This is a genomic window from Streptomyces geranii, assembly GCF_002954775.1.
Lineage (GTDB): Bacteria > Actinomycetota > Actinomycetes > Streptomycetales > Streptomycetaceae > Streptomyces > Streptomyces geranii.
The window spans coordinates 64,660-83,792 of record NZ_PJME01000040.1 but is presented as its reverse complement, the minus strand read 5'-3'; the positions used below and the strand labels follow the sequence as shown (position 1 = coordinate 83,792).

The window sequence follows — 19,133 nt, the reverse complement described above, 5'->3', positions numbered from 1 at the left end:
AATGAGGAGGAAGCCGATGATCTCCAGACGCGGTCTGCTGCGTGTCGCCGCCGGCACCGGTGCGCTCGCCGTGGTGTCGGGCACGTCGATCACATCCGCCTCGGCCACCGGTCCGTCCACCGAGCCGTCCACCGGGCGGTGGTCCGGCGAGGTGTCCGCCAACGGCTGGCGGATCGACCCCGCCTCCGTCACGGTCCACCAGGTCCAGGGGTCCGCCGCCTCCCTGGGCCTGCGGCGCGGCGACCCCGGGATCGTGCTGCTGCACGTCGCGCGCCGATGGCACTACGAGATCGCCGCGCTCGACACGGGCGAGGGCGGTGGCGTCACCGGCCACACCACACAGCGCACGGTGGGGGCCGACTTCGAGTCGAACCACCTCTCCGGGACCGCTGTCGCGCTTCACCCCACCGCCTATCCGCTGAACGGAAGCGAGGGGCTCTGGCCGCATCAGGAGGCGATCGTGCGGGACATCCTCGCGGACTGCGACGGCATGGTCGTCTGGGGCGGCGACCTCACCCCGGTGAAGGTCTCGCACTTCCACATCGCCGCCCGCCCCGGCGACAAGGCCCTGGCTCGCGTCGCGGCCCGCCTGGACCCCGGCCGCTCCGACGCGCCCCGAACCCAGACAGCGGGCACGGTCGCCGACCCGTCCGCCCCGTTCCGCAGAACGAGGGCACGCCGCCTGCAACGGTCTCAGGGCGCCTGAGCCGGAGAGAAAGGAGAACCGGAGAGAAAGGGGAGCGGGAGAGAAGGGGGAGCGGGAGAGAAAGGGGAGCGGGATCCAGGGCCTCAGGTTCACCGAACGCACGCACGTGTGGCGGGCGGTGTGCGGTCACTTCGGGCACCCTGGATGCCAACCCCCGCTAACCGGCGTCCAGTTGATGGTCCGCCCAGACATACGTCTCTGGAAGCAACTCGGTGACGGGCACCGCCCGGAGGGTGTCCGCCCTGCCGACGATCACCCTGAGCGCCGGGAAGTAGTCGAGCAGCACCTGGCGGCACCGGCCGCACGGCGGGACGACTCCCCGCTCGCGGTCGCCCACCGCGACGATCGTGTCCAGGTCGTACGCACCCTGCGCCGCAGCCGTGCCGATCACCACCAGCTCGGCGCAGGGGCCGCCGGTGAAGTGGTAGGCGTTCACGGCGGTGATGATCCGGCCGTCCCGGGCGCGGGCCGCTGCCGCCATGGTGTGGTTGTCGCCCCGGCAGCGCGTGCGGGCGATGTGCGCCGCCGCCTCGACGAGTTCGTGGTCCACGGGGTGGGGCGCTGGGTACGTGGTCATCTGCTTCGGCTCTCCCATTTCTCTTCCGTTTCCTCTTCCTTTTCCTTCTTCTCCCTGGCCACCGCCGCCGACGACACGAGTGTCGCCGCCGCCAGGCAGCCCCACAGAGCTGTCGCTCCGTGCGGAGCCAGTGCCGTGATCACCGCCGGGGACACCGCCAGGCCGAAGCCCGTGGACAGTTCGAAACGGGCGAGGGTACGGCCCATGACCCGGGCCGGAGCCAGGGACGTGACCAGCGCTGTCGCACTGCCCGCGTAGATGATCTCGCCGATCGTGCACAGTACCGACACCGCCGCGACCGCCGGGGCCGCCCAGCCGTGGCCCAGTGAGGTGGCCGCGAGGAAGCCGACGTAGGACACCGCGAGTACGACGCCCGACCCGGCCAGGACCGTTCGCCGGTGGTAGCGGGACAGCAGGACGGTGATCGGGACCTGGAGGGTGACCACCAGCACCGTGTTGGCCACGAAGATGGCCGCCGACCACATCGGGGACGCGTGCAACTGCGTCACGAGCACCAACGGCAGTGCGATCTCAGGGACGTTGAGGCAGAAGACGTACACCACGTTGGCCGCCAGCAGCGCGCGCATCCGAGGGGCGGGCACGGGTCCGTCGCGCTCCGCCTCGGCCCGCGCGGCACCGTCCGCGCGCAGCCGGACCGACCACGCCAACGCCGCCGCCGTGAGATACGCCAGTCCGGTCACCGCCGCCAGTGCCCGCAGGGCGTCGGCGCCGCCCGCCAGGCTCGCCGTGGCGATGAGCGCGCCGACGCCCAGGCCCGCGTTGCGCAGGGCGCGGCCCGCCGCGAGGGCGGCGTCGCGGTCCCTGCCGTGGGCGATCGTCGCGACGAGGGCCGAATGGGCGGCCGGCCAGGCCTGGTTGCCGATGCCGAGGAAGAGCGCCGCCGCCGCGAACTGCCCGACCTGCCCGGCGGGCGTGGCCAGCAGCAGCCCCACGCCCACCACCCGCACCAGCATCGACGCCGCCACGACCGTGCTGCGCGCACCCCGGTCCAGCCAGCGGCCCACCCCGGGCATGCACACCAGCCCCGCCACGATCCCGGCCGTCATGGCGACACCGGTGGCCGGTGCCGACAGACCCAGCACCGTGACGCCGTAGAGGAGGAGGAAGGGACGGAGGAGCCCGGTGCCGAGCGCGTCCACGGCCAGGGCGACGGCGTACCGGGGGCCGCCGGAGGCGCGGATGAGGGCTCGGGGGTCGACCTTGGGCGTGGGCGTGGTGGTTGTGGTTGTCGGCATGGCGCCAACGGTCCGTACGGTTGCCCGGCAGGCCACGCCAGTTGACGGACACCGTCAATCCACGCCGACCCCGGCCCTCCGGCCAGCCATGATGGACGAATGACGTTGCGCATCGACATCAGCGGACTGCCGCCCGAGCGGCTGCCGTCGGACCGGTCGGCTGCCGAGCGGGTGCAGACCGAGCGGGTCCGGTTCGCCGCCTCCCCGCTGGCCGAGCTGACCGCGATGCTGCACGTCCTCGCCGAGCCCGGGCACCACCCGCAGCTCGCGGGCTGGGCGGCGGACGTCTGGGCCGGGCTGCGGCCCGAGCTGGCCGAGCGGCTGCGCGAGGCCGACTTCCTCTGGCGTTCCTCGCAGGCCGACTTCCTGATCCCCGCCCGCCCCCGGCCCACCCTCGCGGACGAACTCGACGACGTGGACCGGCTCGACGACGAGACGTACGTGACCGCCGCGCTCGTCACCACCTGCGGCAGCAGCCGCGTCCACTTCGGCTCGCCGTCGCCGCTCAGCGACACGACCGCGCGCGAGTGGGCCCTCGATCTCGCCCAGGCCCGTGGCGCACGCCAGGAGGCCTTCGCGGAACGGCTCCTCGCGGACCCGGCCGCCGTACGGGCCCGGGTGCGCGACACCCTCGAACAGTGCGCCGGCGCCTTCTTCGACGCCGCCTGGGCGGACGTCGCCGTACGGCTCGCCACCGACCTGCGCGTGAAGAACGACCTGCTCAGGCGCCAGGGCGTCGGCGCCGCGCTCGCCTCGGTCTCCGGCGCGGTCGCCCTCGCCCCCGACGGCGACTGCATCGTCGTCGACAAGCTCCAGGACAAGGCGACCGCCGCCCACGGCACCGGAGTCACCTTCATCCCCAGCGTCTTCGGCCGCCCTCACCTGGTCGCGGTCCACGCGCCCGGCTGGCACCCGGTGGTGCAGTACCCCGTGGCCGAACCGAGCCCGGCGCCGGAGCCGGTACCGCTGGAGACGGTCACCCTCCGGCTTGAGGCGCTCGCCCATCCCGTACGGCTGCGGCTCCTGCGTACCCTGGCGCGCGGCCCGCACACCACCGGTGAGCTGGCCCATGTGTGGGACCTCTCACCACCGGAGGTTTCCCGCCACCTCGCCGTCCTGCGCCGCGCGGACCTCCTCACGGCCCGGCGGCACGGACGGTACGTCCGCTACTCCCTCAACCTGCCCGACCTGACAGCCCTAGGGACGGACCTGCTGGCGGCCGTACTGCGCTGAGCGGCGTCTCCTCACTGGTCCCGCCGCGCGCTCTCCTCCGCCGCGTGCTTCTCCTGCAACTTCCGCAGCAGTTCCCGTTTCTGGGCCTGCGGGTCCGTCCCGCCACCCACCTGCTTGCCCCGGCCGCCGCCCCGCAGGGCACCGCGACCCAGGTTGCTGCGGGTACCGCCGACCCCGAGCATGTTTCCGGCTCCGCCTCGTGACATGACAGGTTCCCTCCGTTCAGGACGATACGTATCGTCTCGCTTGCCGAACACCACCACTCTCCGGCGAGACGCTCCGTCTTGTCAACCTGATAAGTTCCCCACATGGTCCAGAAACCCGCCCCCGACTCCACCCGCCGCAGCGAGAAATCCCGCCGCGCCATCTACGCCGCCGCCCTCGCCCTCATCGGTGAGATCGGCTACCAGAAGACGACCATCGAGGGCATCGCGGCCCGGGCCGGCGTCGGGAAGCAGACCATCTACCGGTGGTGGTCCTCCAAGGGAGACGTCCTGATGGAGGCATTCGTCGACCTGAGCGAACAGGCCGCCGAGACCGCCGCGCCCGGCCAGGCGTACGTCATCCCCGACACCGGAGACCTCGCCGCCGACCTCAAGGCCGTACTGCGCCTCACCGTCGACCAGCTGCTCGACCCCGTCTTCGCGGTCCCCTCCCGCAGCCTCGCCGCCGAAGGCCTGGTCAACGAGGAACTCGGCCGCAGATACGTCGCCAGACTCCTCGAACCCTCCCTCCAGCTCTACGCCGACCGCCTGCGCGCAGCCCAGGACGCGGGCCAGATCCGCGCCGGCGTCGACCCCCGTATCGCCCTCGAACTCTTCGTCTCCCCGCTCGCCCAGCGCTGGCTCCAGCACACCGGACCGATCTCGTACGAGTACACGGACACCCTCGTCGACTACGCACTCGGCGGGATCGCCACGCGCGGCGGCGAGTAGGCACAACATGGCCGAAAATGGTGGGTACTAAATCCTGCTAATCAGTCGGAAAACATCCGATCCCACTCCGCGTACGCCTCGTCCCGCCTACCCCGGATGTCGGCTCCGGCCTCCCGCAGCGCAGGATGGTGGGAGCATGGAGCAGGCTGTCCGCACAACAGCAGCGAGGCGAGGCGATACATGAGCGCGGAGTTCGGCGGTCGTACGACGGGCCGGCAGGGCAGGATCTCCCAGTGGCTGCGTGGTCGCCGAGCGGATGCCCACGAGGCCGCCGCCGGTGCCGAGAGCGGGCGCCGCGAGGAACTGCTGCTCGCCGTCGCCCGTGCCGGACTGCCCCTCGCGCCCGCCGCGCACCCCTCCGCGTACCGATGTTCCTGCGACCGCGTCGGCTGTCCCACGCCCGCCAGGCACCCCATCTCCTTCGCCTGGCAGACGCAGTCCACCACCGACCGTGCCCAGATCGAGCGTTGGGCCAGGCACCAGCCGCAGGCCAACTTCATCACCGCGACCGGCATAGTCCACGACGTCCTCGACGTACCCCTCGAAGCGGGCCGCGAGGCTCTGGAGCGGCTCCTCGGAGCCGGTATCGAGGTCGGTCCCGTCGCCGAGAGCGACGACGGACGGCTGCTGTTCTTCACCCTCACCCGGGGCACCCCGGAGGACGAGGACGAGTGGTGGCCCTGCGAACTGGACTGCCACCCCGAGACCGCGGACGAGCATCCGGGCCTGCGCTGGCACTGCCGGGGCTCCTACGTCCTCGTACCGCCCGCCCGGTTGCCCGGTGACCAGGGCGTGTACTGGGTACGCGGGCCGGAGTTCGCCCTGCCCGACCCGCTGAGCCTCCTCGAAGTCCTCACCGACGCCTGCGCCAGGTACGCGGGCGAGGAGCCCGACCACGCCACCGCGGCCTGGCCCTCCCGGGGCTGAACACCCGCCACGGCGACCGGAGTCACGGCGGTTACCGGTTACTCGCCCTGCGCCGCGGTCAGACCCTGGATGCGGCTCAGGAACTCCACACCCTGGTTCGCGGCACCCTTGCCCGGGTCGATGACCGCCTGGTTCGACACGAACTCCAGGGTCAGCGACTGCTTGATCTCGCCCTTGGTCAACGCCCGCACACTGTCGCTCTGCTCCGGGATCGACGTACCCAGTGCGGCCGTCTGCTTCTCGTAGTGGTGCGTGGCGAAGAAGACCAGCGCGCCGCCGTCCGCGGTGCGCAGACCCAGCGGGGCGAAGTCGTCCTTGACGAGCGGCTCGTCGATGTACTGGGTGACCAGCCCGGGCTTGATGGCGCTCTTCTCGCGCTGCGCGACCCACGCGCTGGTGTGCACCCCGGGCGCGAAGACATCGCCGGTGCCGTCCTTCAGGAAGGCCGCGTAGTCCGCGCTCAAGTCCTTGGGCGGGACGGCCAGTTCGGCCGAGTCCGGCGTCACCGGCTCCGCGAAGCCGTCCTTGTCGGTCTTGAACGCCGGTACGTCGCCCGGCGCGACCAGCGTCAGATACGCCACCGCCCACGGCTCGGCCACGTTGCTGCGCGTGAACACCAGCAGCCAGCGCGCCTCGTCGCCCTTGTTGGCGTCGGCGTCCGCGACGAACCAGCGCGGCCAGCCCGCCTTCTTCGGGATCGTGAACTTGGGATCCGTGAACTCCAGCGGTACGTACGACGGGTTGCCGGCCGGGTTGTTCACGCGCCCCGCGTCCAGCCGGGCCGCGTCGATCGCGCCGAGGGCGCCGGTGACGTAGTCGGCGTCCAGGGAACGGTCGTACGCCTTGTCCGCCTTGTTGTACGCGGCCGTGAAGTCCGTCAGCGCCTGAGCGGCCTCCGCCCGGGTCGCCCCCGGGAGCACCTCGCGCTCGCCGTGCACCACGACACAGCCGCTCGCGGCCAGCGACAACACGGTCACCGAGGCAGCGATCAGAACACTCCGGTCAAACCGGCTTCGTGGTGTCCTTCGTGGTGTCCGAGGGCTGCGACCCCTGCTCAACCTGCTCATCAGCTGGCTTCACCTTCCCCTTCCCGGAGCCGAACCCTACCGGGGCGAGGAAAAGCGCGATCGTCGGGACCAGGTAGAGCGCCCACACCGTGACCTGGAGGACGGTGGGGTCGGGCTGGAAGTTGAGGACGCCCTTGAGGAGGGTGCCGTACCAGCTGTCCGGCGGGATGGTGTCGCTGATGTCGAAGGCCTTGTTGTTGAGGCCGGGCAGCCAGTCGGCCTCCTGGAGGTCGTGGAAGCCGTAGGCGAGGACGCCCGCCGCGACGACGACCAGCATGCCGCCGGTCCAGGTGAAGAAGCGGGACAGGTTGATGCGCAGGGCGCCCCGGTAGAAGAGGTAGCCGAGCACGACCGCCGTCGCGATGCCCAACAGCACGCCGATCAGGGGGCCTTGGGTGCCGTCGCCGGACGCCCGGACCGACGCCCACACGAACAGGGCGGTCTCCAGGCCCTCCCGGCCGACGGCGAGGAAGGCGGTGGCGACCAGTGCGCCGGTGCCCATCTGCAGCGCGGCGTCCAACTTGCCGTGCAGGTCGGTCTTGAGGTGGCGGGCGGTGCGCCGCATCCAGAAGACCATCCATGTCACCAGACAGACGGCGACGATCGACAGCGACCCGCCGAGCGCCTCCTGCGCCTCGAACGTCAGCTCCTGGGAGCCGAATTCGAGCGCGCAGCCGAAGCCGAGGGCGAGGGTGATCGCGACCGCGATGCCGGTCCAGATCGGCTTCAGGGCGTCGCGGCGGTCGGTCTTGACGAGGTAGGCGATGAGGATGCAGACGACGAGGCTGGCTTCCAGCCCCTCGCGCAGACCGATCAGATAGTTCGCGAACACGGCGCCTACGCCTCCTCATCGAACAGGGTGCTGCCCCACCAGTCGTCCTTGTCGCGGACGCCCGGAGGGATCGCGAAGACGGCCGAACCCACGTGCTGGATGTACTCGTTGAGGGCGTCGGTGCGCGCGAGGTTGCCCTGCACCTGGATGAAGCCCTTGCGGACGTCGCGCTGGTAGGCGAGGAAGAACAGGCCCGCCTCCAGCCGGCCGAGCCCGTCCGTGCCGTCGGTGAAGGAGTAGCCCCGGCGCAGCAGGGTGGCCCCGTGGTTGGAGTCGGGGTGGGCGAGCCGGACGTGCGCGTCGGGCAGCATGGCCTTCAGGAACGGCTCGTCGCGCTCCTTGGCCTTGCCGACCGGCGCCCCTTCGCCCTTGTCACGCCCGATGATGTCCTCCTGCTCCTGCAGCGAGGTCCGGTCCCAGGGCTCGATGTGCATCCGGATGCGCCGGGCGACGAGATACGAACCCCCTTCCAGCCAGGCCGAGTTGGTGTCGGTGTCGGAGCCGTCGACCCACACGAACTTCTTCAGCCGGGCCGTCTCGGTTCCCGCGATGTTGCGGGTGCCGTCCTTGAAGCCGAGCAGGTTGCGCGGGGTCTGTGCCTCGGGGGTGGTGGAGGAGGTCTTGCCGAAGCCGAGCTGCGACCAGCGGACCGAGACCTTGCCGAAGCCGATCCGGGCGAGGTTGCGGATCGCGTGGACGGCGACCTGCGGATCGTCCGAGCAGGCCTGGACGCACACATCGCCGCCGCTGCGGTTCTTGTCGAGGTTGTCGCCGGGGAACTGCGGCAGGTCGACGAGCGCGGCGGGCCGCCGCCCGGCGAGCCCGAACCTGTCGAACAGTCCGGGTCCGAACCCGACCGTCAGCGTCAGCCGCGACGGCTTCAGCCCGAGCGCCTCGCCGGTGTCGTCGGGCGGGGCCACGGCGAGCCCGCCGTACGCGCCCTCGCCGACGGTCTGTCCGGCGGTCATCCGCCGGGCCGCCGCGGTCCAGTCCTTGAGCATCTGGACGAACTCGGCGCGGTCGTCGGTCTCCACGTCGAACGCGGCGAAGTGCAGCCGGTCCTGCACCGGGGTGGCGATCCCGGCCTGGTGCCCGCCGTGGAAGGCGATCGCGCCGCCGGCCTCGGCGGCGACCGTCTGCACGTTGTCACCGTCCCGGGTCGCCGCGACGGCACCGCCGACCGCGGCGGCCCCGAGCGCGAGCCCGGCCCCGCCCCAGCCGATCAGCGCGCGCCGCGAGGTACCGGCGGCGGAGGAGGCCTGCGGTGTCTCTGTCTTCTCGTCGTCAGCCATGTCCATGGGCCCCTTGTCGCTTCTTCGGCTACTTCACGACGGCGGCGGCGAGCTTGGACAGCGGCTCGGCGAGCGCGTTCACCGCGTCCGAGAGCTCCTTGCGCTGGGCTGCGGTGACCTTGTCGTAGGAGGTGAAGTCGTAGGAGTTCTTGTCCGCGCGGTACTTGTCCAGCAGCGTGTCCAGGGCGGCGAACTGCTTGTCCAGCTCGGTCGTCAGGGCCGCGTCGTTCTCCTTCGCGACCGGCTTCAGCAGCTCGTAGGCGTCCTGGGCGCCCTCGACGTTGGCCTTGAAGTCGACGAGGTCGGTGTGCGAGTAGCGGTCCTCCTCGCCGGTGATCTTGCCGGTGGCGACCTCGTCGAGGAGTTCCTTGGCGCCGTTGGCCATGGAGGTCGGGGTGATCTCGGCCTTGCCGACCCGCTTCTGCCAGTCGGTCAGATCGGTGATCAGCTGGGTGGCGAGGGTCTTGTCCTCGGCGGTGATCTTCTTGTCCTGCCAGAGGGACTTCTCCAGCCGGTGCCAGCCGGTCCACTTCTGGCCGGGCTCCAGGCCGTCGGCGCGGGTGTCGACCTTGGGGTCGATGTCCCCGAAGGACTCGGCGACCGGCTCGGTGCGCTCCCAGCCGATGCGGGAGGGCGCGTAGGCCTTCTTCGCGGCCTCCAGGTCGCCGTCCTTGATCGCGGTGGCGAACACCTCGGCGAGCGGCACGGTGGCGTCGGCCTGCTCCTGCGCGTACTTGCGGTAGGCGGCGACGGCCGCGTCGAGGCGCGGGTCGCGCTTGGCGACCTGGCCGCCGGTGGCCTTGACGGCCTGGCGGATGCCGTCGCCCTTCATGCCGGGCTTGCAGGCGATCGTGTAGTCGCCCGCCTTCACCTCGGCGGTGACCTTCTGCTTGGTCCCGGGGCCGATGTTCTCGCGCTCGGTGACGATCCGGTCGTCCGGGAAGAGGACGTAGACCTCGGTGACCTTCGAGCCCTTGTTCTCGATGTCCAGCTCGACGTGCCCGGCCGGGAACTCCTTCTTCGACACCTCGCACTTGTCGTCCGTCGCGGTGACGCTGATGACCCGTTCACCGCCGCTCCCGGAGCTGCCCTTCTCCGTGCAGCCGGTGACTGCGGCCAGTGCCGCCGCGGTGGCGGCTGCGGTGACGACGGAGAGTCTGACGGCACGCATAGGGGGCTCCTGAAAGTACTTGGTGAGGTAGGCCTAACTTATATAAGGCTCACCTCACCGATACCAGTTGAATGAGTGATTCACCTCTCATCAGAGCTATTTGGGAACACTGCGATCACGAAGTCCTAAAAGGTACGCAAAGGCCCGCTAAAGCAAGGGCTATCCACAGGCAACTCACAGGTCAAGAATCCCGGACCGGCGAGATCAGGACAGCGCCGGTGCGCGGATGCGGAAACACCTCGATGGGCTGCCGGTACACGTCCGACAGCAGCCGCTCCTCGAAGACCGCCTCGGGTGCCCCGTCGGCCACCACCCGCCCGCCGCTCAGAATCGCCACCCGGTGCGCGTACGCCGCCGCGAGTCCCAGATCGTGCAGTACGACGACGACCGCGTCCCCGGCCCGCGCCCGCTCCCGGCACACCCGCAGCACCAGCTCCTGGTGGCGCAGGTCCAGCGCGGCCGTCGGCTCGTCGAGCAGCAGCAGCGGCGCCCGCTGGGCGAGCACCCGCGCCAGCGCGACCCGCGCCCGCTCGCCCCCGCTCAACGCGGAGAACGGCCGCCCGGCGAACCCGGCCACCTCGGCGGCCCCCATGGCCTCCGCGACGGCGACATCGTCCTCGTCCTCGCCCTCCGTACCGGCCCAGGGCGCCCGCCCCATCCGCACGACCTCATCGACACCGAACGGAAAGGCGAGCGAGGCGGCCTGCGGCAACACGGCCCGCCGCAACGCCAGTTCGGCCGCCGGCCACTCGTCGGCGGCCCGACCATGAATCCGTACGACCCCTGCGGCAGCCGGAAGATCGGCGGCGAGCGCACCCAACAGGGTTGATTTCCCGGCCCCGTTGGGCCCAACCAGAGCCAACACCTCCCCGGCCCGGGCGAAGACATCGACTCCCTGCAGCACCTCCCGCCCGCCAAGTCGAACATGCAGCCCCGAGGCTTCGGCGAGAACGTCGCCGGGTTCGGACGGGGGAGGGGGAGTAGGACGGGAGCGGAGGAGTTTCACGGCAAGTTTCCTAGAGGTGAAGTTGGAAAAGGGGGAAACGGGGACCCACCCAGGGGCGCGGGGCTGTATCGATTTGCGGCTCCGCCGCGTGGGCGCGACAAGCCCCCACGGACCCGCAGCCAAACACCACCCCTCAAGCCCACCCCCCTTGCCGCCGCCGAGTCCGCCGAAGCAACCAGAAGAAGAACGGACTACCGAGCAGCGCCGTCAACACACCCAGCGGCAACTCCGCAGGCGCGGCAATCGTCCGAGCCACCAGATCCGCGGCAAGAAGAACCACCGCCCCCGCCAACGCACTGCCCGGAACCAGGAACCGATGTCCAGGCCCCGCGGCCATCCGCAGCAGATGCGGAATCACCAGCCCCACGAACCCGATGATCCCCGACACCCCCACCGCCGCGGCGGTGAGCAACGCGATCACCAGAATCAGCACCACCCGCAACCGCTCCACATCCACCCCCAGATGCCGAGCGGGCCGCTCCCCGAGCGACAGCAGGTCGAGCCGCCGGGAGTAGAGGGGAGCGACCACCAGCCCCACCACCGCGAACGGCAGCACAGCCAGCACCTTCGACCACGTCGCCTGCGCGAGCGACCCGAGCTGCCAGAACGTGATCTGGTTCACCGCGGCCGTGTCCGCGAAGAACAGGAACAGCCCGATCAGCGCCCCCGCGAACGCGTTCACGGCGATACCGGTGAGGATCAGCGTCACGACCTCCGTACGCCCACCGGCCCGCGACATCGAGTACACGAGCAGAACGGTCGCGAGCCCCGTGACGAACGCGACCGCCGGAATCGTCACCGTGCCGAGGAAGTTGAGGCCCAGCGAGATCGCCCCCACCGCACCGACCGCCGCACCCGCCGAGACACCGATGACGCTCGGCTCGGCCAGCGGATTGCTGAACATGCCCTGCATCAGCGCTCCCGCACAGCCCAGCGAGGCCCCGACGAGCAGCGCGAGCACGATGCGCGGGAAGCGCACGTTCCACAGGACGGACTCGGGGACACGCTCCAACTCGGCGCCGCCCAGGCCGACTTTGTGCAGCACCGAGCCCAACACATCGCCCGTGGGGATCGGATACGCCCCGAGCCCGGCGGCGACCGGGACGAGGACGAGCAGCGCGACGACCAGCCCGACGGTCAGCAGCCAGCCGCCGCCACGCACCCGGCGCGCGGGCGAGGCCTCCTCGGTGGCCTCAACCACCTTGTCCATCAGGGTCATTGACTGTCCCCGCCGTCCTTGCTGTCCTTGTCGTCCTTGTACAACTGCTCGACGATCGACTTGAGCACCTGATCCGTGCGCGGCCCGTAGTTGAGGAGCACCCCGTCCTCGATCGAAACGACCCGTCGCTCCATCCCGGCCGGGGTCTGCGCGACCCCGGGGATCTTGACCATGCCGTCGATACCACCGACGGACTCAAGTCCCTTGGTCATGACGAGGATCGCGTCCGGCGCGGCCTGTGCCAACGCCTCGGTCGTGATCGCCGTGAAGTCCTTCTCCAGGCCTGACTCCGCACCCGCGTCGATCGCCCCGGCGGCCTCCAGGAGCGAGGTCGCGCCGGAGTCCTTGCCGCCGATGAGATAGACGGAGGCGGACCCGCGCAGATAGAGGAAGGCGACGCGCGGCTGCTCGCTCCCCGCCGCGGACTTCGGAATTCCCTTGCGTACGGCGGCGATCCGGTCCTCGGAGCGCTTCGTCAGCTCCTTGCCCGCGGCCGGTACGCCGAGCGCGTCGGCGACCGCCTGGATGCGCGGGCCGACATCGCCGAGGTCCTTCGCCGGGTCGATGACGAGGACCGGGACACCGGCGTCGCGGATCTGGCCGATCGCCTCCTCGGGTCCGGTGGTCGTCTCGGCGATGACCAGATCGGGCTTCAGGGAGAGGACGCTCTCGGCGGAGACGTCGTGGTTGCGGGTGACGATCGGCAGGTCCTCCGCCTGGGCGAAGGTGGCAGTGATGTCCCGGGCGACGACCCGGTCGCCGAGCCCGAGCGTGAACACGATCTCGCTGAGGCTGCCGGACAGGGGCACGATCCGGTCGGCGGCCTCGACGGTCACCTCGGTCCCGTCGGACGACCGTACGGTGACGGGCAGTCGGGGTTCGGCGGGGTCCGCGAGGGGTTCCAGGCGATCCGCGGCGACGGCATTCGCGGCGGCCTTCGCCGTGCCCTCCGGAGTGTCCTGCCCGGCGCCCTGTCCCGCGCCCCCTGAACCGGCACAGCCGGTCGCCGTGACGGCGAGCGCGAGAAGCAGCGCTCCCGCCATTCGCGTGCGCAAGCGTCCCACGGTCGCATCCGTTTCTCTTGGACTGTCTTGGATTTTCTCGGCCCTCTTACGTTCCCGCTGGCCAAAGCTTAGGTTAGCCTTACCTTCGCTCGCTACTGGCAGTCGAAGACCGTCGGATTCCGGAGGACAACTCATGCCCGCGCACCTTCGCGCCCTGGTGACCGTGTTGTGCGCGGCCGTCCTGGGAGCCCTGCTCCCGGCCACCGCCGCCCACGCCGCGAGTCGTACCGTGCAGGGCGGCAGGCTCGACTGGGGCATCAAATCGTCGTTCCAGAGCTACGTCACCGGCCCGATAGCCAAGGGGAGTTTCTCCCTCACGGGCGGCGCGGCCACGGTCGGCGGCAGCCAGTTCCGCTTCCACTCGGCGACCGGTACGTACGACGGCGACACGGGCGCCTTCCGGGCCGGTTTCTCGGGCGGTGTCCACTTCGTCGGCCACAAGAAGGCCGACGGGACCTACCAGTTGGACCTGACCATCAGCCGCCCGACCGTCCGGATCTCCGGCGGCTCCGGCACCCTCTACGTCGACGTCACGAGCAAGGAGAAGGACACCGGGGCGGTCACCACGTCCTCGCAGGTGCCCTTCGCCGCCCTCTCGCTGGGTGGCATCGACATGCGGGGCGGCGGCAACGCGGTCAGCCTCGACAACCTCCCCGCCAGCCTCACCGCCGAGGGCGCCAGGTCCTTCGCCGGTTACTACACGGCGGGCGCCGCGCTCGACCCGGTGAGCCTCTCGGCGGACGTCCGGGCGGCGGCCACCAGGCAGTCGACGGCGACTCCCACGACCAAGGCACCCTCCGCGTCCCCCTCCAAGTCGACGGCCCCGAAGGCGACTTCGGGCGCGATCAAGGACGGCGCCGTCGACTGGGGCGTGCGCCGCACCTTCCGCGAGTACGTCACCGGTGACATCGCCAAGGGCAAGTGGACGCTGTCCGCCGGTGCCCAGGACGGCGGCGCGCTCTTCCGCTTCCCGAGCGGCAAGGGCACGTACAAGGACGGCAAGCTGGCCGCGACCTTCACCGGCGCGGTCCGCTTCACCGGCGAGAACGGCCTGGACCTGGCCCTGAGCGGACTGCGCACGACGGTCGCCGCGAACGGCACGGGCACGCTCTACGCCGACGTCACGAGCCCCGACTTCAAGGGCACCGACGTGTCGCTGATCACTTTCGCCGCAGCCAGGCCGACCACCAAGAACGGCCTGGTGGCGCTGACCGAGGCGCCCGCCAAGCTCACCGAGCAGGGCGCGAAGGCCTTCGGCGGGATGTACCGGGCGGGCACGGAGATGGACCCCGTCTCGCTCGCCGTCACCCTCACCGACAACGCCGAACTTCCCGCCCTGCCCGACCTGGGCAGCGCGGGCACCGGGACGGAGACGTCCGCCACCCCGGAGGCGACGGCCGCGTCCGCCGCACCGGACACGGAGAACGCCGCGAGCGACACCGACTCCGGTTCCGACTCCGGCTCCGATGACGGCGCACCGCTCCTGCCCATCGGCCTCGCGGTCGGCGCCCTGCTGCTGGCAGCCGCGGCCTTCGCGGTCGTCACCCGCAGGCGCAGGGCCCGCACGGCCACCGCCGCCGACGCGCCCGAGGGGCCGACAGCGGCCTGAACTCCCTTACCCCGTCCGCCGGTCGGCGGACCGTCCACCTAGGAGAACCACCACCATGTCCGCCACCTCAAGACGCCCCCTCACCCTCGCCGCCGCCGTGGCCACCGCGGTCGCCCTCGGCGCCACCGCGCTCGCCGCGACGGTCGCCTCCAACGCCTCGGCCGCCGAAGTCCCGCTCAGCGGCTACGAGTTGACCTGGGGCATCAAGGAGTCGTACCGCACCTACGTGACCGGCATGGCGGCCGGCACCTTCACCCCGGCGGACGGCGCCTCGCAGGCCGCGAACAACGGTGCGTTCACCTTCACGGAGGGCGCGGGGACGTACGACGACACCGCCCACACCGTGGACCTCGGCTTCAAGGGCAGCCTGAAGATCGCCTCCACGGCGCACGGCTTCGAACTCACCCTGTCCGACGTCAAGTTCGACAGCAAGGCGGCGAAGATCACCGCCGACGTCACCAAGAGCGGCACCACCCAGGACGACGTCCCGCTCGCCGACGTCACGGTCACCCAGTCGATGACCGCGATGACGACCAAGCTCACGGCGGAGGCGGCGACCGTCCTCGGCAGCCCGAGCTACAGCGGCGCGGCGGGCGACCCGCTGACGGTCGCGAAGAAGGTGACGGTGCCCACGACCCCGGCGCCGTCCGACAGCACGAGCACCTCGCCGTCACCGTCACTGTCGTCGAGCACGTCACCGAGCCCCTCGGTATCGGACTCGACCTCCGCGTCCCCGTCGCCGTCGCAGGGCGCCTCGGAGTCCGCGTCCCCGTCGGCCTCACCGTCGGACACCGAGACGGAGACCCCGGTCAGCGGTGACATCACCGACGGCACGCTCGACTGGGGTGTGAAGCAGTCCTTCCGTACATACGTGGTGGACGGCGTGGCCAAGGGCGCGATCACCACGTCAGGAGGCGCGACCCAGGCGTCCGGCAACGGCGTGTTCACGTTCGTCGACGGCACGGGCGAGTACGACACCGACGCCGAGACCCTCACCGCCGGCTTCGCGGGCGCCGTGAACTTCAAGGGCCACGAGGAGAACGGCACGTACGGCCTCGACCTCACCCTCAGCGACCTCAAGGCGACGATCGACAACGGCGCCGGCGAACTCACCGCCGACGTGGTGAGCCTCGGCGAGAAGTCCGAGGACGTGGTCCTGGCGGACCTGACGACGGACGCGACCGACCTGACGGCTGTGAACGATGTCATCACCCTGTCCGACGTGACCGCGAAGATCACGGCGGCGGGCGCGAAGGCCTTCGGCGACTTCTACCCCGCCGGTACGGAACTCGACCCGGTCGACCTGACGGTAGCGGTCGCCGAGGGCGCCGAACTCCCGGGCGGCGACGGCGGCTCGGACTCCACGGGCGGCTCGTCGTCGGGTTCCTCCGGCACGACGGGCGGCGCCGGTACCACCGGCTCGACGACCGGGGGCACGACCGGCGGCACCACCGGGGGCCTCGCGGCCACCGGCGCGGGCGTTCCGGTGGGCGCGCTGGGCACGGCCGCCGGGGTGGCCGTGGTGGCGGGCGCGGGCGTGGTGCTCGCGGTACGGCGCCGTCGTACGGAGGCGTAGGCAAGGGACGTACGGGGACGCGTAGTTGGTGACTGCCGCCACCTGGGTGTTTGATGCGGGCGTGACTGATTACGACGTACTCCGCGTCTTCTGCTCGCCCAACGGGGGATACGGCAACGAGCTGGGCGTGATCCGTGAGGGCTCCCACATACCGGAGCGGGACGAACGGCAGGCGTTCGCGGCGAAACTCGGCTTCAGCGAGACGGTGTTCGTCGACGACCCCGAGCGCGGGGTCATCGACATCTACACCCCGACCCTGCGCCTGCCGTTCGCCGGTCACCCCTGCGTCGGTACGGCCTGGCTGCTCGACGTGCCCGAACTGGTCACGCCCGCCGGGCTGGTCGGGGCGCGGCTGGACGGGGAGTTCAGCTGGATCGAGGCCCGGGCGGAGTGGGTACCGGCGCGGACGCTGCGCCGCTACGGCTCGGCGGCGGAGGTGGACGCGCTGCCGGTGCCGCCGCCCGGGGAGTGGATATACGCGTGGGCCTGGGAGGACGAGGCGGCGGGCCGCGTCCGGGCCCGCGCCTTCCCCGGCCGCGACGACGGCATCGAGGAGGACGAGGCGACGGGGGCGGCGGCGCTGCTCCTGACCCATGAGCTGGGCCGGGCGCTGAACATCACCCAGGGCAGGGGTTCACAACTGCTGACGGCTCCGCAGCCGATGGGGTGGGTGGAGGTCGGGGGCAGGGTGTTCCTGGAACGCTGAGTTTCCTTCGCCCCCGCCGCCCCTACCCGTCCCATCCTTCGGGGGCTCCGCCCCCGAACCCCCGTTGTCGCGCTGAACGCGCTCGTCCTCAAACGCCGGACGGGCTGGGGGTGCCGGCCTGGGCTGCAGATGGTGGCGGCCGGCGCTTGGTTCTTCAGCCCGTCCGGCGTTTGAGGACGAGGCCGTCCAGGCCGACAAGCGGGGGTCTGGGGGCGGCAGCCCCCAGGGATGGGACGGGTAGGGGCGGCGGGGGCGAAAACTCCCGGGGGTGCCCTCACGCCGACAGGGGGAACTCCTCGCCCAGTGCGCGGAAGACGCCCGTGTTCAGCGCGAACGCCCGCTTGCACTCAGCCACGATCCGCTGCCGCTCCAGCTCGTCCACAGCCACCCCCGCCCCGTCCAGCAACTCCCGATACCCCCGCTTGAACGCCGCCGGGTTGGCGATCTCCTCGAAGACGTAGAAGCGGACACCATCCCCCTTGCGGGCGAACCCCCACGTCTTCTCGGCCCGGTCCCGGATGATCTGGCCACCGGACAGGTCGCCGAGGTAGCGGGTGTAGTGGTGGGCGATGTAACCCGCCGGCCACTCCCGGGCGCACTCGGCGACCCGGTCCGCGTACGCCCGAGTCGCCGGCAGCGCGGTGAGCGTCGAGCGCCAGCCGGCGCCCCGCAGATGCGCGAGGTCCCTCTCCAGTGCGGGCAGCCGCATCAGCTCGGGCTGGACGAAGGGGCCCGCGACCGGGTCGGACGCGAGCTGGTTCGCGCCGGCCTCCAGGGCCTCGTACACGAACCACAACTGCTCGGTGTAGCGCGCGTACGCGTCCACGCCGAGCCTGCCGCCGAGCATGTCGCTCATGAACGTCGAGGTCTCCGCCTCCACGTGCTGCTCATGAGACGCGGTGCGGATGACTGTCGAAAAGGAGTCCATGCGGCCTATCCTCTGAGGTAAGGCTAACCTAAGTCAATACTTTTGCCGACTGACTGTCGGCAAAAGCGTACCCAGAAATGAGGCCAGCCCGCCCTCGTGGAGGAGGGCGGGCTGTCTGTCGGGAAATGAGGGGATTGGGCGGCGGCTACGGCAGCGTGAGGATCTCCGCGCCCGTGTCCGTCACCACCAGCGTGTGCTCGAACTGGGCCGTGCGCTTGCGGTCCTTGGTGACGACCGTCCACCCGTCGTCCCACATGTCGTAGTCGTGCGTCCCCAGCGTCAGCATCGGCTCGATCGTGAACGTCATCCCGGGCTGGATGAGCGTCGTCGCGTGCGGACTGTCGTAGTGCGGGACGATCAGGCCGGAGTGGAAGGACGAGTTGATGCCGTGGCCGGTGAAGTCCCGGACGACGCCGTAGCCGAACCGCTTGGCGTACGACTCGATGACCCGCCCGATGATGTTGATCTGCCGGCCCGGCCGGACCGCCTTGATCGCCCGGTCCAGGGACTCCCGGGTCCGCTCCACCAGCAGTCGCGACTCCTCGTCGACGTCCCCGACCAGGTACGTCGCGTTGTTGTCGCCGTGCACCCCGCCGATGTACGCCGTCACGTCCAGGTTGACGATGTCGCCGTCCCGCAGCACCGTCGAGTCCGGGATGCCGTGGCAGATGACCTCGTTGACGGACGTGCACAGCGACTTGGGGAAGCCGCGGTAGCCGAGGGTGGACGGGTAGGCGCCGTGGTCGACCATGTAGTCGTGCGCGACCTTGTCCAACTCGTCGGTGGTCACCCCGGGCGCGATGATCTTCGCGGCCTCCGCCATCGCCCGCGCGGCGATCCGCCCGGCGGTCCGCATCGCCTCGATGGTCTCGGGCGTCTGCACCTCCGCCCCGGTGTACGGGGTCGGCGCGGGCTTGCCGACGTACTCGGGGCGCCGGATGTTCCCCGGCACGGAACGGATGGGAGAGAGCTCCCCTGGTACGAGCAGCGACTGGCCAGACATACCAGCGAGTTTAACGAGCGCGGGTG

At 70.9% G+C, this 19,133-nt stretch carries 19 protein-coding genes; 7 read left to right on the top strand and 12 right to left on the bottom strand.

What is annotated here, in order from left to right; translation table 11 throughout:
* The first annotated feature begins 16 nt into the window (after positions 1-16).
* Positions 17-706 carry a hypothetical protein gene (locus CW359_RS33770; RefSeq protein ID WP_105974015.1) on the top strand — a complete coding sequence of 230 codons (690 nt, stop codon included), beginning with the start codon at positions 17-19 and terminating at the stop codon, positions 704-706.
* 157 nt (positions 707-863) lie between these two features.
* Here CW359_RS33770 and CW359_RS33765 read toward each other — a convergent pair whose 3' ends face one another.
* Entirely contained in the window at positions 864-1,283 is a 420-nt protein-coding gene (locus CW359_RS33765) for a cytidine/deoxycytidylate deaminase family protein (protein ID WP_105974034.1), read from the bottom strand.
* Complete coding sequence (locus tag CW359_RS33760) at positions 1,280-2,539, bottom strand: MFS transporter (protein WP_105974014.1); 1,260 nt, start codon at positions 2,537-2,539, stop codon at positions 1,280-1,282. Before CW359_RS33760 ends, CW359_RS33765 begins: the two co-directional genes overlap by 4 nt.
* A gap of 99 nt (positions 2,540-2,638) precedes the next feature.
* Here CW359_RS33760 and CW359_RS33755 point away from each other — a divergent pair, with 99 nt between their 5' ends.
* Complete coding sequence (locus CW359_RS33755; RefSeq protein ID WP_105974013.1) at positions 2,639-3,772, top strand: helix-turn-helix domain-containing protein; 1,134 nt, start codon at positions 2,639-2,641, stop codon at positions 3,770-3,772.
* An 11-nt stretch (positions 3,773-3,783) separates the two neighbouring features.
* Here CW359_RS33755 and CW359_RS33750 read toward each other — a convergent pair whose 3' ends face one another.
* Positions 3,784-3,978, bottom strand: a complete 195-nt coding sequence (locus CW359_RS33750) for a DUF6243 family protein (protein WP_105974012.1) — start codon at positions 3,976-3,978, stop codon at positions 3,784-3,786.
* 102 nt (positions 3,979-4,080) lie between these two features.
* Between CW359_RS33750 and CW359_RS33745 the strand changes: the two genes are divergently transcribed.
* Together CW359_RS33745 and CW359_RS33740 are read left to right on the top strand one after the other, a co-directional pair.
* The gene (locus tag CW359_RS33745) at positions 4,081-4,707 is read left to right on the top strand and encodes a TetR/AcrR family transcriptional regulator (RefSeq protein ID WP_105974011.1); all 627 of its coding nucleotides are present in this window, start codon (positions 4,081-4,083) and stop codon (positions 4,705-4,707) included.
* 180 nt (positions 4,708-4,887) lie between these two features.
* Entirely contained in the window at positions 4,888-5,634 is a 747-nt protein-coding gene (locus tag CW359_RS33740) for a bifunctional DNA primase/polymerase (RefSeq protein ID WP_105974010.1), read from the top strand.
* A 38-nt stretch (positions 5,635-5,672) separates the two neighbouring features.
* On the opposite strand, the gene CW359_RS33735 is transcribed toward CW359_RS33740, so the two are convergent.
* The 7 genes from CW359_RS33735 to CW359_RS33705 form a co-directional block, all read right to left on the bottom strand.
* Positions 5,673-6,692: an SCO2278 family lipoprotein gene (locus tag CW359_RS33735; protein WP_198655496.1), complete on the bottom strand. Its 1,020-nt coding sequence runs from the start codon at positions 6,690-6,692 to the stop codon at positions 5,673-5,675.
* Positions 6,637-7,533 (bottom strand): iron uptake transporter permease EfeU, encoded by an 897-nt coding sequence (gene efeU, locus CW359_RS33730; RefSeq protein WP_105974008.1) that lies wholly within the window; start codon positions 7,531-7,533, stop codon positions 6,637-6,639. The genes CW359_RS33735 and efeU overlap by 56 nt, the downstream gene beginning before the upstream one ends.
* 5 nt (positions 7,534-7,538) lie before the next feature.
* Entirely contained in the window at positions 7,539-8,825 is a 1,287-nt protein-coding gene (gene efeB, locus CW359_RS33725) for an iron uptake transporter deferrochelatase/peroxidase subunit (RefSeq protein ID WP_105974033.1), read from the bottom strand.
* Positions 8,826-8,853: 28 nt separating this feature from the next.
* Complete coding sequence (gene efeO / locus CW359_RS33720) at positions 8,854-9,996, bottom strand: iron uptake system protein EfeO (protein ID WP_105974007.1); 1,143 nt, start codon at positions 9,994-9,996, stop codon at positions 8,854-8,856.
* Between the two features lie 181 nt (positions 9,997-10,177).
* A complete protein-coding gene (locus CW359_RS33715; protein WP_105974006.1) occupies positions 10,178-11,002 on the bottom strand; it encodes a heme ABC transporter ATP-binding protein in 825 nt (274 codons plus the stop codon).
* 133 nt (positions 11,003-11,135) lie between these two features.
* Positions 11,136-12,221, bottom strand: a complete 1,086-nt coding sequence (locus tag CW359_RS33710; RefSeq protein WP_105974005.1) for a FecCD family ABC transporter permease — start codon at positions 12,219-12,221, stop codon at positions 11,136-11,138.
* Positions 12,218-13,264, bottom strand: a complete 1,047-nt coding sequence (locus tag CW359_RS33705) for a heme/hemin ABC transporter substrate-binding protein (RefSeq protein WP_198655495.1) — start codon at positions 13,262-13,264, stop codon at positions 12,218-12,220. Before CW359_RS33705 ends, CW359_RS33710 begins: the two co-directional genes overlap by 4 nt.
* 154 nt (positions 13,265-13,418) lie before the next feature.
* Between CW359_RS33705 and CW359_RS33700 the strand changes: the two genes are divergently transcribed.
* From CW359_RS33700 to CW359_RS33690, 3 genes are all read left to right on the top strand, one after another.
* The gene (locus CW359_RS33700) at positions 13,419-14,894 is read left to right on the top strand and encodes an HtaA domain-containing protein (protein ID WP_105974003.1); all 1,476 of its coding nucleotides are present in this window, start codon (positions 13,419-13,421) and stop codon (positions 14,892-14,894) included.
* Between the two features lie 55 nt (positions 14,895-14,949).
* Positions 14,950-16,470 carry an HtaA domain-containing protein gene (locus tag CW359_RS33695; RefSeq protein ID WP_105974002.1) on the top strand — a complete coding sequence of 507 codons (1,521 nt, stop codon included), beginning with the start codon at positions 14,950-14,952 and terminating at the stop codon, positions 16,468-16,470.
* Between the two features lie 61 nt (positions 16,471-16,531).
* Positions 16,532-17,176: a PhzF family phenazine biosynthesis protein gene (locus tag CW359_RS33690; RefSeq protein ID WP_105974032.1), complete on the top strand. Its 645-nt coding sequence runs from the start codon at positions 16,532-16,534 to the stop codon at positions 17,174-17,176.
* 274 nt (positions 17,177-17,450) lie between these two features.
* Here CW359_RS33690 and CW359_RS33675 read toward each other — a convergent pair whose 3' ends face one another.
* Together CW359_RS33675 and map are read right to left on the bottom strand one after the other, a co-directional pair.
* On the bottom strand, positions 17,451-18,104 hold the full coding sequence (locus CW359_RS33675; protein ID WP_105974000.1) for a biliverdin-producing heme oxygenase: 654 nt from the start codon (positions 18,102-18,104) through the stop codon (positions 17,451-17,453).
* Positions 18,105-18,249: 145 nt separating this feature from the next.
* Positions 18,250-19,107 (bottom strand): type I methionyl aminopeptidase, encoded by an 858-nt coding sequence (gene map, locus CW359_RS33670; protein WP_105973999.1) that lies wholly within the window; start codon positions 19,105-19,107, stop codon positions 18,250-18,252.
* Positions 19,108-19,133 lie beyond the last annotated feature (26 nt).

What these genes read in the sequence shown, in the direction of transcription:
- CW359_RS33770 (WP_105974015.1), top strand. Translation starts at nt 17, where the DNA reads ATGATCTCCAGACGCGGTCTGCTGCGTGTCGCCGCCGGCACCGGTGCG.
- CW359_RS33765 (WP_105974034.1), bottom strand. Translation starts at nt 1,283, where the DNA reads ATGACCACGTACCCAGCGCCCCACCCCGTGGACCACGAACTCGTCGAG.
- CW359_RS33760 (WP_105974014.1), bottom strand. Translation starts at nt 2,539, where the DNA reads ATGCCGACAACCACAACCACCACGCCCACGCCCAAGGTCGACCCCCGA.
- CW359_RS33755 (WP_105974013.1), top strand. Translation starts at nt 2,639, where the DNA reads ATGACGTTGCGCATCGACATCAGCGGACTGCCGCCCGAGCGGCTGCCG.
- CW359_RS33750 (WP_105974012.1), bottom strand. Translation starts at nt 3,978, where the DNA reads ATGTCACGAGGCGGAGCCGGAAACATGCTCGGGGTCGGCGGTACCCGC.
- CW359_RS33745 (WP_105974011.1), top strand. Translation starts at nt 4,081, where the DNA reads ATGGTCCAGAAACCCGCCCCCGACTCCACCCGCCGCAGCGAGAAATCC.
- CW359_RS33740 (WP_105974010.1), top strand. Translation starts at nt 4,888, where the DNA reads ATGAGCGCGGAGTTCGGCGGTCGTACGACGGGCCGGCAGGGCAGGATC.
- efeB (WP_105974033.1), bottom strand. Translation starts at nt 8,825, where the DNA reads ATGGCTGACGACGAGAAGACAGAGACACCGCAGGCCTCCTCCGCCGCC.
- efeO (WP_105974007.1), bottom strand. Translation starts at nt 9,996, where the DNA reads ATGCGTGCCGTCAGACTCTCCGTCGTCACCGCAGCCGCCACCGCGGCG.
- CW359_RS33710 (WP_105974005.1), bottom strand. Translation starts at nt 12,221, where the DNA reads ATGACCCTGATGGACAAGGTGGTTGAGGCCACCGAGGAGGCCTCGCCC.
- CW359_RS33705 (WP_198655495.1), bottom strand. Translation starts at nt 13,264, where the DNA reads ATGGCGGGAGCGCTGCTTCTCGCGCTCGCCGTCACGGCGACCGGCTGT.
- CW359_RS33700 (WP_105974003.1), top strand. Translation starts at nt 13,419, where the DNA reads ATGCCCGCGCACCTTCGCGCCCTGGTGACCGTGTTGTGCGCGGCCGTC.
- CW359_RS33695 (WP_105974002.1), top strand. Translation starts at nt 14,950, where the DNA reads ATGTCCGCCACCTCAAGACGCCCCCTCACCCTCGCCGCCGCCGTGGCC.
- CW359_RS33675 (WP_105974000.1), bottom strand. Translation starts at nt 18,104, where the DNA reads ATGGACTCCTTTTCGACAGTCATCCGCACCGCGTCTCATGAGCAGCAC.
- map (WP_105973999.1), bottom strand. Translation starts at nt 19,107, where the DNA reads ATGTCTGGCCAGTCGCTGCTCGTACCAGGGGAGCTCTCTCCCATCCGT.